At 68.1% G+C, this 13,059-nt stretch carries 15 protein-coding genes and 1 tRNA gene; 7 read left to right on the forward strand and 9 right to left on the reverse strand.

The genetic code is table 11. The features are described from left to right. On the forward strand, positions 1-234 hold a 234-nt coding region (locus tag K8640_RS40650), incomplete at its 5' end, for a DUF932 domain-containing protein (RefSeq protein WP_223751987.1). A gap of 615 nt (positions 235-849) precedes the next feature. Here K8640_RS40650 and K8640_RS40655 read toward each other — a convergent pair. Then, positions 850-1,599, reverse strand: a complete 750-nt coding sequence (locus K8640_RS40655) for a hypothetical protein (RefSeq protein WP_223751988.1) — start codon at positions 1,597-1,599, stop codon at positions 850-852. A gap of 663 nt (positions 1,600-2,262) precedes the next feature. Continuing rightward, positions 2,263-3,327 (reverse strand): hypothetical protein, encoded by a 1,065-nt coding sequence (locus tag K8640_RS40660; protein WP_223751989.1) that lies wholly within the window; start codon positions 3,325-3,327, stop codon positions 2,263-2,265. A gap of 494 nt (positions 3,328-3,821) precedes the next feature. On the opposite strand from K8640_RS40660, the gene K8640_RS40665 reads away from it, so the two are divergent. Next, complete coding sequence (locus K8640_RS40665) at positions 3,822-4,244, forward strand: helix-turn-helix domain-containing protein (protein WP_223751990.1); 423 nt, start codon at positions 3,822-3,824, stop codon at positions 4,242-4,244. Here the strand turns inward: K8640_RS40665 and K8640_RS40670 are convergent. Next, positions 4,206-5,426 carry a site-specific integrase gene (locus K8640_RS40670; protein ID WP_223751991.1) on the reverse strand — a complete coding sequence of 407 codons (1,221 nt, stop codon included), beginning with the start codon at positions 5,424-5,426 and terminating at the stop codon, positions 4,206-4,208. The two genes, K8640_RS40665 and K8640_RS40670, sit on opposite strands and share 39 nt — an antisense overlap. A gap of 106 nt (positions 5,427-5,532) precedes the next feature. Between K8640_RS40670 and K8640_RS40675 the strand changes: the two genes are divergently transcribed. Then, positions 5,533-5,606: transfer RNA gene (locus K8640_RS40675), tRNA-Ile, on the forward strand. A gap of 331 nt (positions 5,607-5,937) precedes the next feature. Here K8640_RS40675 and K8640_RS40680 read toward each other — a convergent pair. Beyond that, on the reverse strand, positions 5,938-7,260 hold the full coding sequence (locus tag K8640_RS40680; protein ID WP_223751992.1) for a hypothetical protein: 1,323 nt from the start codon (positions 7,258-7,260) through the stop codon (positions 5,938-5,940). A gap of 231 nt (positions 7,261-7,491) precedes the next feature. Then, the gene (locus K8640_RS40685; protein ID WP_223751993.1) at positions 7,492-8,049 is read right to left on the reverse strand and encodes a hypothetical protein; all 558 of its coding nucleotides are present in this window, start codon (positions 8,047-8,049) and stop codon (positions 7,492-7,494) included. Between the two features lie 179 nt (positions 8,050-8,228). Here K8640_RS40685 and K8640_RS40690 point away from each other — a divergent pair, with 179 nt between their 5' ends. Genes K8640_RS40690 through K8640_RS40700 form a run of 3 tightly spaced genes read left to right on the forward strand, consistent with a single transcriptional unit; the run spans position 8,229 to position 9,164 of the window. Next, complete coding sequence (locus K8640_RS40690; protein ID WP_046714565.1) at positions 8,229-8,486, forward strand: ribbon-helix-helix domain-containing protein; 258 nt, start codon at positions 8,229-8,231, stop codon at positions 8,484-8,486. Further along, positions 8,483-8,653, forward strand: coding sequence for a hypothetical protein (locus tag K8640_RS40695; protein WP_223752028.1), 171 nt, complete (start codon positions 8,483-8,485; stop codon positions 8,651-8,653). The genes K8640_RS40690 and K8640_RS40695 overlap by 4 nt, the downstream gene beginning before the upstream one ends. A gap of 58 nt (positions 8,654-8,711) precedes the next feature. Then, the gene (locus tag K8640_RS40700) at positions 8,712-9,164 is read left to right on the forward strand and encodes a hypothetical protein (RefSeq protein WP_223751994.1); all 453 of its coding nucleotides are present in this window, start codon (positions 8,712-8,714) and stop codon (positions 9,162-9,164) included. A gap of 7 nt (positions 9,165-9,171) precedes the next feature. Here the strand turns inward: K8640_RS40700 and K8640_RS40705 are convergent, their stop codons facing one another. The 3 genes from K8640_RS40705 to K8640_RS40715 are packed head-to-tail and all read right to left on the reverse strand — an operon-like array spanning position 9,172 to position 11,191. Further along, positions 9,172-10,236, reverse strand: a complete 1,065-nt coding sequence (locus K8640_RS40705; RefSeq protein ID WP_223751995.1) for a lysylphosphatidylglycerol synthase transmembrane domain-containing protein — start codon at positions 10,234-10,236, stop codon at positions 9,172-9,174. Positions 10,237-10,253: 17 nt separating this feature from the next. Beyond that, positions 10,254-10,985 carry a tyrosine-protein phosphatase gene (locus K8640_RS40710; protein ID WP_223751996.1) on the reverse strand — a complete coding sequence of 244 codons (732 nt, stop codon included), beginning with the start codon at positions 10,983-10,985 and terminating at the stop codon, positions 10,254-10,256. Then, entirely contained in the window at positions 10,982-11,191 is a 210-nt protein-coding gene (locus K8640_RS40715) for a DNA gyrase inhibitor YacG (RefSeq protein ID WP_141333120.1), read from the reverse strand. The genes K8640_RS40710 and K8640_RS40715 overlap by 4 nt, the downstream gene beginning before the upstream one ends. Before the next feature lie 85 nt (positions 11,192-11,276). Here K8640_RS40715 and K8640_RS40720 point away from each other — a divergent pair, with 85 nt between their 5' ends. Next, complete coding sequence (locus tag K8640_RS40720) at positions 11,277-12,266, forward strand: NAD(P)H-quinone oxidoreductase (RefSeq protein ID WP_223752024.1); 990 nt, start codon at positions 11,277-11,279, stop codon at positions 12,264-12,266. Here K8640_RS40720 and K8640_RS40725 read toward each other — a convergent pair. Continuing rightward, the gene (locus K8640_RS40725) at positions 12,263-12,796 is read right to left on the reverse strand and encodes a hypothetical protein (protein WP_223751997.1); all 534 of its coding nucleotides are present in this window, start codon (positions 12,794-12,796) and stop codon (positions 12,263-12,265) included. The two genes, K8640_RS40720 and K8640_RS40725, sit on opposite strands and share 4 nt — an antisense overlap. Positions 12,797-13,059: the final 263 nt, after the last annotated feature.

Here is a 13,059-nt window from a genome sequence, read left to right on the forward strand (position 1 = left end):
GTGGAGCTGTACCACGCGGGCGTCGGCATCGAGGGCGACATGCAGGGCTCCGCCTGGGCGGCCCTCCAGGCGGTGGCCGAGTACGCGGACCACCACCGGCAGACGCGGGCCGTGCAGGGCAGGCGCATGGACGCGATGCGCCTGGAGTCCATCTGGATGGGCAAGGCCGCCAGCATGAAGCGGCAGGCCCTCAACGCCATCCTGGGCGAGTCCCAGCTCCGGCTCGTGGCGTAAGGCCCGAGGCGGGAAGCTCGAAGCAGAGGTGCACCATGGACTGGCTCAAGAAGGCGCTGACCTCGCGCCTGGTCCGGGAGGTGGCCGCCGCCATGCTCGCGGTGGTGGCTGACTTCCTGGGACGGCGCAGGGAAGCGCGGTGACGTAGGAGGGTGGGGCCGTGCTTCAACGGCGGCCCCACCCTTCTTCTTACCGCTCAAGCACCGGGTGGACCGGGGCCTCACCCTGGTTGCAGGTGGAGGTGGACGGAGGTTGACCCACGGGGGGCCGAAGTCCCTGGGCACCTTCCCCGGTCCATCCCCAAGAAGCAGAAGTGCCGGAGTCGCCCCGACCCCTCGTGCGCGAGAAGCGAGAGGGCGAACACAGGGGTTGGGGTGCGGTCATCAGGACCTGATGGGGGCAGGCCGGCGCCAGGTAGACCCCGAAAATTTTCGAGCCCGCCCCCGCCCCCGGGCAGCCCGAAGAAGACCGGGGCCTTCCATGGTGGACCCGAGGCAAGGGAACCCCAGTCCCCCTGGGAGGTGGGGGGCCTGCCACGTTCGGATAGCCCTACCGATTAGCGAGGTGATGGGAACGGTCTGAGCCCGGGAGGGCCTGACAAAACGAACCCGGGCGTCACCTCACCAGCCGCAGCTTCACGCGGAGCTCCCGGGCTTCGGCTTGCACCTCGGGCTTGGACGCGGTGACCTGGACCCGAATCTGGCTGAGCAGACCGAGCTGGCGGGACATGGAGCTTTCGAGCAACCGACGGTGCCTCTCCAACTTGCGCAGGTCCTTGTCCTCCAGCAGCAGCACCTCGGCAGCGAGCCGTTCGCGTACGGGGTCCAGGGCGGCCTCTTCCTGAGCGAGCTTCGCGGTAAGGGCGCCTCGCGCCAGCTTCGCCATATCGCCCAGGTGCTCGTAGGCGGTCTGCTCCAGGCGTCCGTCCTGCCGAGTGTCGTGAGCCTCTTCAACCGCGAGGCTCAGCGGGTGGATGACAGCTTGCGGCAGCCCCGGCACCTCGCGCAGGAGGGTCAGGGTGCCCTCCAGGCCGCGCAGGAGGGCCTCCGTCAGCTCTGGTTCCTTCGGGGCCGTGCGGCGGGCGTCCAGGGCGGCCACGAGGCCGGACAGCGCCTCCAGGGCCCGGCGCGTGCTGGTGACGAGCCCGAAGGCATCGGTCTTCTCCAATTCCTCCTCCAGCCGGGCGAGTAATCGCCCGTTCTCCAGCTTGGTAAGGCGCTCCATCTTCCAGCTCAAGTCCCCGAGCTGGGCGACGATGACGGCCTCGGGCAGTGTGGTGGGCGCGAAGGTGGTGAAGTGCCGGTCGAGGTGGTGCTCGTATGCCTGAGCGTCCTCACCGGGCAGCAACAGGTTATTGGCGCTCAACCCATGACGGAGCGAATTGAGCGAGGAGGCGGACTTTCCCTCGGCAGTCTTCGGGCCCTTCGAGCAGGCACCGTTGATTGCGGCTTGCGCGGCCTGGAGGGCGGAGCGGACGGGAGCGTTCATGTCAGGATTGTCCGGCGGGGTCTCGCCTCGTGGGAAGAGGGAAGATGGCTCCCACTGGTTGCTCTCCCGCTGACAATGAAACATCCGAGCGAGGCCCCAGGAACTCCTGGTGTCTTGTAAGTTCTGGGTCTCTTCTCGAACGAGGACAGGGGTGGTTTTTCAAGGGCTCTGTCCCGAAGGACTCCTGGTATCTTGTAGTTCTTGGCCTCCTTCTTCAGCGCCGAGAGAAGGGACCTTTGAGTCCTTCCCTCTTCTTCCATTCTCTTTATATTATGTAATTACAATATATTAGGAGAATAGAGAGAGAAGTAGAAGAGGACTTTGAATCCAGTCCTCGTCTGAAAGAAAGGGCCGAGAAGTTACGAGATATCAAGGGCTCTCGAATCCTTCGTCCTCGACTTCCACCCCTCCCTCGGAGGAATGAAGAGGGCACCCGAATTACAAGATGTCAGGTGCTCCCCTGAGAGAGGCTCTCGATTCTTACTGAGCCCTCGACAGAAGAAGAGAGCCCCTACAATTACAGCATGTAAAGGGCTGTTCCTAGTTGAAGCGAGCGGGCTTGTTGCTGCGTACCGGCTTCCCGTCCCTCAGCTCAAGCCCGAGTCTCCTGGCCGCGTCCTCCTCGGTGTACGGGCCGGTATCTGGAGCCCACTTGAGCTTGTAGGTGGTTGCTTTGTGGCCGGCCGAGTAGTTCTGGTAGGGCTCTGGCTCGAAGACATGAGTCCGCAGCAGCTCCGTGAGAACCCGGGCGTGCGTGGAGGCTCCCGGAATCGCATCTGGATTGGTTCTTGATCCGCGCAACCAGGTCGATCTCCAGCGAGCTAGCCAGCCTTGGGCCTGCGTGTCCTTTCGCATGTAGGCCGCCAGCCGCTGCAAACACCGAAAGAGATAATAAGCAGCCCTGGGGCCGTGCGTTTGACTCACCAACCGGACCCATTCCAGGCTGTCGCGCCCCAGCGAAACAAAGGATTTTTCAGGGTGTTCGTTGAGCAGGTTGTCCCTGAAGCGGGCAAGTAGGCCCTCCAGTCCTCGGAGGGTATTGCCATCCCCAACGCCACTGGCTTGAGCCCATGCCCTGATGAAGTCGAGATAGTCGGACAGCCCATCTTCGGGGCGCCACTCAACAGCCTTTCGTAGCCTTTCGCTCCGAAGTAGCACCCCGGCCGTGCGGTAGAACGGCTTACCCCTCGGCGATGGGGCGCCCCAGATGACCAGGGTGTCCTCCTCACTGATAGCGGGCGGATGGGCCGTCTCGGCGATCTCCACCAGCGTCTGCCGAAGCTTGAAGAGCGGATGCCGTTCGTGGATGCCGAGCGGCTGTGCCAACAACCAGGTCCATTCCTCGTCACTCACCAGGCGGGTGTCCCCGTAGCGATGAATCAGCGCCTCCTGCCAGTACGCGGAAGGGGCGTAGCCGCAGGCCACCACCAGTTCCTGCACCTTCCCCACGTTCGTGAGCCATCGGTCCACGAGGTCCAGGTACGGGCATGCGTCCAGCACGCTCCCTGTGGGCAGCGGAAGCCGAGGCGGCAGAGGACGCGCATGATAGGGAATCTTCCTCTGTCTGCCGCCGCTGGGCACACCGCCCGTCTGTGTGTCGCTCATGGCCCCGCTCCTCTTGGGCATCGCAACAGGGCTGACGCTGCTGCCCGTGCGCTCCTCAATGAATCAACCCGGCGGGCGGCAGGCGCATCATCCCGGTAGCGACCCGCCAACCCGTGCTTGCCCCTCTGGGGCCCGTCCTGCCGGATACGTCCTCGGTGATGGGGGTGGCCAGCCGTCTTACTGTTTCCCTGTTGAGGAGACGAGTGATGGCGAAGCGCGTGGGTGAATCAAGCACGGGCCTCCTGCCACCCGCAGGGAACGCCGAAGTGCCGGAAGACGGACCGAAGCCGATAAGCAAGGGGCCCCGTCGCCTTCCTGCCGTTCCCAGGGGAGTTGCCTGCGCGCCACCGCCTCCACCACCGCCAGATTTTCTCCGTCTCCCCCCTCCCATGATGCTGGGCCGTCCCGAGGGCTGGGTGTGTCGGCGATGCGTCGAGTGGTGGGAGTGGCATCCATATCGCCCTCCGACCGAGCAGGAACTGGACGCCCCCTGCGTGGAGTGCAGGAAGCCACTTGATGCCGAAGAGCGCGCGGTGGAGGTGAACCGCCTCCTGCTGGCGCGGCTCAGCGCGGGCTCGAACTTCCTGGCCCTGCCGGTCCCCTCAGTCCGCCAGCCGGAAACGTCCCCTGGCTCGACCACCCCAAACCCAGAGTTCGCCTGCACCGTGAAGGAGGCCGGCGCCATGCTGGGCTGCGGGACCACGAAGGTGTACGAGCTGCTGAATGAGGGCCGACTTCAAGCCGCTGAGAAGTTCGGCAGGAGGCGCATGGTGCTCAAGTCCTCCGTGGAGGCGCTGTTGCAGGCCGGAGGTATCTCAGCCCGGGCTGCACAGCCGACGAAGTCCGCCCCCGCCAAGTCCCGCATCAAGGATGCGAGTTCACTGGCGGCTGCCATCGCGAAGCTGCCGGTCAAGTAGCAGCACGGGGTCCTCCGGGTGCTCCAGGCGGATGGGGAGCTGGATCATCGGGGGGACCTTCACGCCCTCGTAGAACTTCTTCGTCGTCACCGCGGACTGGTGCCCGATGGTGGCGGCGATGCGCGAGAGCGGCACGCCGCCATCCAGCGGCTTCACCTCCACCCCGCACTCCGCGGCCCAGGTGACGAAGCTGTGGCGCAGCTCACCCATGCGCAGCGGCTCCAGGCCGATGGACTTCGCCGCGCGCTTCACCACCTGGCGGATCCACCAGTCCGCCGGAGCCGAGCCCCGGGCCTGGAGGCGCAAGGCGGCGCCCAGGGCCTGCGCATCCGCGGACTGCACGTGGACCCGGCCCGACTTGTGGACGAACGTGATGGTGCCCGCGATGGCGCCCTGCCCTTGCAGCACCTTCACCTTGCCCTCGCCGCGAGCCAGGCGGTCAATCTCGGTGCCGTGCATGCCGCACTTGGCGTGGAGCATCAGCACGTCCCGCACCGGCTGCACGTCCGTCACGCGGCCCGTCCCCTTCCAGCCGTACTTCTTGGACTCCCACCCCTGGATGGCGGCGTAGAGGCGCTCCACGTCCCGCATGGAGTACCCCTTGTCGCGCATGGCCTTCTCCGGGCGGGCCGGGGGCACCTTCAGCGCGAGCGTGGGGTCCTCGGCCGTGGTGAGCACCGCCTCCTCCTCGCGCAGCCAGGAGAAGAACGACTTGATGGCCGCGATGCGGTGGCGCTTGGCGACGATCTCCTTCTTCGCGTCGTCGTACCAGCCGTTCAACACCTGCTTGAGGTCCTGGAGCCGAAGGGTCCGCAGGTCCTTCTCGAAGAGCGCCTCCGCCCACTGCGCCAGGTAGTTCCGGACGTTCTTCCGGTGGCGCTCCGTGCGGCCCTGGCGCTTGAGGTGTTCGAGGAACCGCCCCACCCGCTCGGGGTCCATGTAGACCGGCGAGGTGGCGGCCTCCGGCTCGGGGGCCGTCCCTGCCGCCTGGGCCCTGGCGATGTAGGCGTCAGGGTCTCTCTTGAACAGCGCCAGCTCCCCCAGCGCGTCGTTCTCGTTGCCCGCCGCCAAGCGTGTGGTATAGAGCCGCCCGTGGACCTGCTTTTCGAGGACCCACACGGTGCCGCCCTGCTTGTTCACGTAGGTCCGGCCACCGGCCCACTTTCCCGTCCACCGGGGCATGTCAGTTCTCCAGTCCGTACGAAGTCCGTACAAGTTGCACAACCCCTGGAGAGGCAGTATTGAGGGAGTAGAAGTTCCGCAGTAAAAGCCGTAGGTTAGAACTTACGGCCAGGTAGCTCACCTGGTTAGAGCGGCGGTCTCATAATCCGCAGGTAGTCGGTTCAAGTCCGACCCTGGCCACTGCCCCGGAATCACTTTCCCAAGTGATTCCGGGGCTTTTCTTTTCGTGGCACCGGGACTTCAGCGGACCTGGCATCCCCGCGCGGGCCAGCCTGCAAGGGCAGGACCCGGGTGGAGATTGGCCCCCCCTGCTCCCCCGGGAAGGCCACCACGAGCCTCCAACACTTCGGGGCCCTCCATCCCCCAGGACACGTCGCCGCGCAGGAGGGCCAGCGAGCCGCCGGGCCACTCGCCACGGCGGACCGAGCACTCGTGGAGGAACTCAACCAGGCGCCCCACCGCGCCAGCATGCGCGGCCAGGGGCACCGGCCCGAGTCACGACCTCAGCAACTCACGAGTCGTAACCGGTGTACCCGCGCAGCACCACGACCTTGCGGCTGGCCGGGTAGTACAGCACCGCGAACTGGTTGAACTCGTGGCAGTTCTGGCACGGCACCTCCTGGGTGCCCAGCCACGCCTGCACCTCACCGCCTCCGGTGAACGCGTCGATGGCGGCCAGCAGCGCCGCGCCGTCCCCGTAGTAGTTCGTGCTCAAGAGGATGCTGTTCGCCAGGCCCGCGCGGTTGGTCACCGTGCCGGCCTCGAACGTCGGGATGTCCCGGTACCCCGGCCACTGGAGCGCGTCGTACGCGGCGCGCAGGCTCGCGGCCGGCTGCGAGCAGCGGGGCGTGGTGTACGCGGAGATGGAGTCCAGCCCGTGCCACGCGCCGTTGTTCGAGCCGTCGTTCCACGCATCCCGCGCCGCCTCCAGCGCCGAGGCGTCGATCTCCGTCAGCGCGAACGGCACGTTCGGCGTCTGGTCGCAGATGTTCGTCACGTACTGGCACCGCGACACCTGGCGGTACGAGCCGCACAGCCCGAAGTCCAGCGTCCCCGCCGGCTGCGCGTGGATGCAGTCATACACCGACAGCTCACAGGCGGGCGTCGGCCAGACCTCGTACGGGTCCCCCGTCGTCACCGCCAGGCTCGTCACCCTCGGAACCAGCCGCGCCGTCTTCTGCGACACCGCCTGCCCGCCCTGAATCACGTTGAAGGCGAGCGGAATCGTCGTCGGGTCCATCGCCTGCTCCACCGCGGAGTAGGACCAGTCCAGATTGAAGGTGTCCGCGTCCACGCGTGACACCTGCGGAATCCCATCCGGCCCCGTCACCAGGAGCCCGTCCGCCAGCACGTCCGCGCGGCCCCGGTACACCAGGCTGCTGATGGGGTCCTTCACGTAGACGGGGTCCACCTTCTCGTCGATCCACACCGGCGACGTGCCCCGGAAGTCGAAGAAGCGCGGGTACACCTCGATGCGCGCCGTGTACTGCGTGGGCGTGCCCGTGAAGGTGTTCACCGTGATGAACAGCGGCAGCCCGGAGAGGATGGAGTTCAGCTCGTGCCCCACCGGCAGCACCACCTCGAAGCGGCGCTCGCTGATGATGTTCGCCGTGCCGAAGGCGTCATCCGGCACGAAGCTGAACACGTACTGCAGATACCGGTTCGCCGTCGCCTTCAACACCAGCGAGCGCACCCCGTTGCGCGTCTCGAACGTGCCCATCGTCTCGAAGCTCAGCTCCAGCGACGCTTCGGACGCGTAGATGCGCGTCGCCGTCGCCTCCGCCTCGGAGACCGCCAGCGCCTGCTCGGGCGCCGGCTCCCCACCCGAATCCATACAGCCCGTCGCTCCAGACAACGCCAGACATGCAATCAATACCTTGCGAAGACGCATCATTCCGCTCCAGGTGGGCTAATCGGGGAAAATCACAATAACGTGAACACCCGGCCGCACGACGTGTCAATCCCGTCACAGCGCCGCGGGCCCCGAGGAGACCTGGGTTGATACATGAAACGAAAAAGGCGCCGGCCCCAGCACAGGGGACCGGCGCCCGGGGACGACGAGACGTCAGGAGTCGTAGCCGGTGTAGCCCTGCAGCACGACGACCTTGCGGCTGGCCGGGTAGTACAGCACCGCGAACTGGTTGAACTCATGGCAGTTGTGGCACGGCACCTCCTGCGTCGACAGCCACGCCTGCACCTCGCCACCGCCCGCGAAGGCGTCGATGGCGGCCAGCAGCGCCAGCCCGTTGCCGTAGTAGTTCGACGTCAACAGGATGCTCTGCGACAGACCGGCCCGGTTGGTGAACGTCCCATCCTCGGCGGAGGGGAAGCCCTGGTTCTCCCACGCCAGCTCCTGCATCACCGCCTGGATGGTGGTGGGCGTGGTGGGACACTGGGGCGTGATGTACGCGGCAATCGGATGCAGGTAGTGCCACGCACCACCGTTGGAGCCCAGGTTCCACGTCGCGCGAGCGGGCTCCAGTGATGAGGCATTGATGGACGTCAGCGAGAACGGCACCGGCGTACACGCCTTGGCCACCGTCGCGACTTCCCGACCCCCCTCCGCGAAGGCGGAGAAAGAAAACACAGCGACCACCGCAACCATCAGACGACGGAAGTTCATCAGTGTGCTCCAGGTGAGGAAGGCGCGGATTAGCACACCAATTTGAGAAACCGGCTAACAAAGGTGTCACTTCCACCCCTCGGGGGCCGGGCCGTTTTGTTGACGAGTCCCCGGACCACCCTCCTAATGCCCGGACACGTCAGTAGCGGCCTGTAGCAGTCCCCCCGGGAGGAACCCCCATGCAGGATGGAAGCGCCAGCCCCCTGAGCCCCGAGCTCGCCCCGTCACCGGGCGCCACGGAGACGCCCGTCGACGCGCGGGGCCCCGAGGCCGACATCGTCTCCACCCACGTCCTGGTCCCCGAGGAGCAGGTGCAGAAGCTGCGCGAGCTGGCGCGGCGCACCCGCATCCACCAGAGCGAGTACCTGCGCGAGGCGGTGGAGGACCTGCTCGGCAAGTACGGCCGTGGCGCCGCCAAGCCCGAGGGCCAGTCGTGAGCATGCTCGCCCAGCGAGGCGCCTCCCCGCGTCTGGGCGAGCCCCAGCCCGTCCTGCGACGCCGCGAGTGGGACGGCGCCTTCCGCCTGCCCCGCCCGCGCCCCTCCTCCGAGCGCCCCTCCTCCATCCGGGATGCCATCATCCGCTGGCTGGACCAGGAGCTGTAGGAGCACCGCCCACGCGGCACCTGGAGGCGACCGACTCGCGCGGGCTAGGCTTGCCGCCATGCGCACTGTCCTGCTCGTCGCCGCCCTCGCCGCCTCCGGCTGTGCCGGCCCCGGTGGCTTCCAGAAGCTCTACCCCGGCATGACGTCCCGGGAGGTCGTCGAGGCCATGGGCCAGGGCCCCACCCGCGCCCACGAGTTCCCCGACCGGTCCTCCGCCTGGTACTACGGCGACGACCAGTGCGTGCTGATGCGCGAGGACAAGCTCGTCGCCAAGTCGACCACGCGAGAGCGCACCGCCGTCGACACGCCCATCGTCTCCATCCGTGACACCGCGAAGGCCGTGTGCGCGCCGGAGGGCTACGCCATCGAGACACGCGACGAGCAGCGCATCGACACTCCCTTCGGCAGCTTCAAGAGCTCGCTCGGCTCGACGAAGGCGCCGAGGAAGTCGACGCCTCCGGCCGACAGCGCGCCGGGCGCCGACACGCAGCCCGACGACGCCCCGTACTGAGCCCGCGTCACGCGCTGGGGGCCGTAGCCTCGCCCTCCTTCTCCAGCTTGCCCGCGATGTCCTTGAAGGACATGTGGCCCAGCGACATGAGGATGAGGCCCAGGCCCACCGTCTGCGCCGTCTGCGCCATCCACAGCACGTTGGCGTACGCGAGCCCGCCGGCGTTCACCACGGTGGCCGGCAGGAAGAGGCTCAGGCCCACCTTGCACGCCGCCTGGAAGGTGCCGACCATGCCCGGCGCCGCCGGAATCATCACGCCCACCACGAGCACGCACAGCACCACGTACGCCTGGAAGAGCGACAGCTCCATGGGCTGGCACGCGGCGCCGGCCGCCACGCCCGAGCAGTCGAAGGCGTTGGCGAGCAGCATCATCCCGAAGCCGTTGAGGCCCCAGTAGCCCACGGTGAAGAGGAAGAAGAGCACCACCTGCCTGGCGTCCGGCAGCTGCCGCATGGCGCCCACGAAGGTGTCGACGATGTCGGCCACCTTGTCGGCGAGCCCCGGCGCGAAGCGGCCCACCGTCGCGCGCACCAGGCGCACGGTGCGCTCCTGCTGCCACAGGCCGAAGAGCAGGAAGAGCAGCCCGCCGCCGAACACCGCGAACATCAGCCACGAGCCCAGCTTGACGTAGCGCACCTCTGGCGTCTCGGTGGGCACGAAGAAGAGCAGCACCCGCATGGACGCGGCGACGAAGAGGCCGTCGACGATGCGCTCGAGCACCACGGACGTCATGGCGGCGCTGCGGCGGATGGAGCTGCGCTGGGCGATGAGGAAGGGCCGGGCGAACTCGCCCAGGCGGAAGGGCAGCACCAGCAGCATCATGAAGCCGATGGCGGAGGCCTCGTTGAGCTTGCGGAAGGGCACCCGCTCCAGGCCCGACAACAGGCTGCCCCAGCGCAGCGTGCGGAAGACGTGGATGCCCAGCAGGCAACCGAAGTACGGCAGCAACCAGATGTAGTTGGCCGACTTGAGGCTGTTGAGCTGCGTCCCCCAGTCCGTGTCCCGGAAGGCCCACCAGAGGAAGACGAGGGTAACGAGCAGGCTGGCTGCGAGCTTGACGGCGCGTTTCACGGCGGCCGGGTATACCGTCAGTCCTGGTCGGACTCCAGCGACTCTCCGGCCAGCAGTCGGGAGGGGTTGTCCCGCAGGAGCCGGACGGCCGTCTGTTCCCCCACCCGGCCGACGAGCTCCGCCAGGGAGCGCCCCAGCCAGTCCCGCGCCCCCACCGGCCCATGCAGGTCCGTGGCGGCGACGGCGTAGAGGCCCTCTTCCAGGAAGGCGCGCGCGAGCTTCTTCGGCGTGGGGCCGTAGCGGCCGATGAGCGCCCCCACGTCGAGCTGGAGCCGGGCGCCGGTGCGCACCGCCTCCGCGGCGCGCCCCTTGCGCTCGAACTCCACGCAGCGCTCCGGATGGGCGATGAGCGGCACCACGCCCTTGGTGCGGATGCGGAACAGGATGTCCGGCAGCGCGGGCACGGGCGCGGTGTAGGGCAGCTCCACCAGCGTCACCTTCCCCGCCCCCAGCATGCGCGCGGCGGGCGTGCCCAGGGCGCGCAGGAAGGCGTCGTCCAGCACGTTCTCCGCGTTGCGGCCGAGCGTCAGCGGGATGCGCTCGCGCGCCAGGGCGGCCGTCAGCTCGGCGAGGCGGGCCTCCACCACGTCCACGGGGGCGTACTCGGGCCGGGCGTGGGGGCTGGGGGCGACGGTGGAGAAGCCCAGGTCGACCAGCGCCCGCGCCATCTCCAGCGCGTCCTCCAGCGAGCGCGCGCCGTCATCCACTGCGGGCAGCAGGTGGCAGTGCAGGTCGACGTAGCCCTTCACGCATCCTCGCGCTGGCGGTCGGGATGGCTTCCGGGCGGCAGCTCGTCCTCCGTCTCATCGGACTGGCGGTCGGGCATGCGGTACTCCTCCCCCAACCACTTGCCCAGGTCCACCGCGCGGCAGCGGCGCGAGCAGAACGGGAACGAGGTGTTCTCGGGACGGGGAGGAACCGGCTTCTTGCAGATGGGACAGGAGGGCGTGCTCATGTGGGACCTGCCTTCTTAGATAAGCCTTGACGCTCTCGTGGGCCAGGACGTTTCGTGCCCGCCCGCCAGCAGGAGGAGGCCCGCCATAAAGGTCATCCGCATCACCACGCCCGGAGGCCCCGAGGTCCTCGCCGAGGACGAGCGCCCCGAGCCCATCCCCGGCCCTGGAGAGCTGCGCGTGCGCGTGCGCGCCACCGCCCTCAATCGCGCGGACCTGCTCCAGATTCGCGGGCTCTACCCCGCCCCGCCGGACGTGGCGCCGGACGTCCCCGGCCTGGAGTACGCGGGCGAGGTGGTGGCGGTGGGCCCGCGCACGCACCGCTTCAAGGTGGGAGACCGCGTGATGGGGCTGGTGGGCGGCGGCGCGTGGTCCGACCAGCTGCTGGCCCACGAGCGGGAGACGCTGCCGATGCCGGAGGGCCTGGACTTCACGGACGCCGCGGCGCTGCCGGAGGCGTACCTCACCGCGTACGACGCGCTGGTGCTCCAGGGAGGCCTGAAGCCGGGCGAGACGGTGCTCGTGCACGCGGTGGCCAGCGGCGTGGGCTCGGCGGCGGCGCTCTTGTGTCAGGCCACGGGCGCGCGCGTGGTGGGCACCGGGCGCAGCGCGGCGAAGCTGTCCCGCGCCTCCGAGTGGGGCGTGAAGCACACGCTCGTGTGCGAGTCCTCGCCGCCGCGCTTCGCGGACCCGGTCCGTGAGCTCACACAAGGTCGGGGCGCGGACCTGTGCCTGGACCTGGTGGGCGGGGACTACGTGCCCGAGTCCATGCAGGCCCTGGCGCCCAGGGGCCGGATGCTGCTCGTGGGCCTGGTGGCCGGCGCGAGCACGGAGGTCAACCTGGGGCTGTGGCTCACCCGGCGCCTGAGCATCACCGGCACCGTGCTGCGCAGCCGGCCGCTCGAGGAGAAGATGGCCCTGGTCCAGAGCGCGGAGCGACACCTGCTGCCGCTGTTCCGCTCGGGCGCGCTGCGCCCCGTGGTGGACGCGGTGCTGCCCCGGGCCGAGCTCGCGCGGGGCCTGGAGCGCATGGCGCGCAACGACTCGGTGGGCAAGCTGGTGGTGCGCTGGGACTAATCCCAGCCATACCAGAGCTTCTGGCGTGAGTCGTACGAGTACTTCCAGAAGACGATGGTGTAGCAGGTGATGCCGAACGAGCCGTCCTCCCGACGCTGATAGCCGATGTCCATGGCGAACGTGGCGGCCGGGCCCTCGGGCTCGACCCCATCACACGTGGGCACCTGGGCGATCCACTCGGGCACCAGCTCCTTCGCGGACTCGGGATAGGCGCCCTTGCTCGCGTGATAGGACTCCAGCGCCGCGATGAGCGGAGCGAAGCGGACCTCCAGCTGGTCGAAGCGCCAGGAGGTGCCGCGCGTCAGCCCCAGGTAGGACAGCACGAGGCCCGCGAGCATCCAGGCCAGGGACAGGAAGTTCACCCTCCTGCGCACCGGGAGCACCGCCAGCACCAGCGCGACGAGCACCAACCCGGCCCCCGCCAGCATCAGGAGCGGCACCGCCAGCGCCGCCGTGAACGACAGATATCCCAATCCTGTCATCAACGCCGCTCCCAGCAGCGTCAGCAGGGGCACGAGCCATTTCGCCATGTCGTGACGATAGCAGACGGATGGCCCCCGAGCGTCCTCGAACCGACAGAGCCCCTGGACTCCTGACGCGGGGCGCGCTGACGGATTGCCGACTTCGCACGCGCTGAGCAGCGCCGGGGTGGTCCAGGACCGCACGCGCAAGTGTCTGCATGGTTCCGGCCCGGCGCCCATCAAATGACAGACGCCTGCCCTCGCGTTCACATAGGCAAGCAGACGCGTCCGCTCAAGATTGGCAACGAGAGCTTTCTCCGGAAAGTCCGACT

Source organism: Myxococcus sp. XM-1-1-1 (assembly GCF_020037095.1).
GTDB classification, from domain to species: Bacteria; Myxococcota; Myxococcia; order Myxococcales; family Myxococcaceae; genus Myxococcus; species Myxococcus fulvus.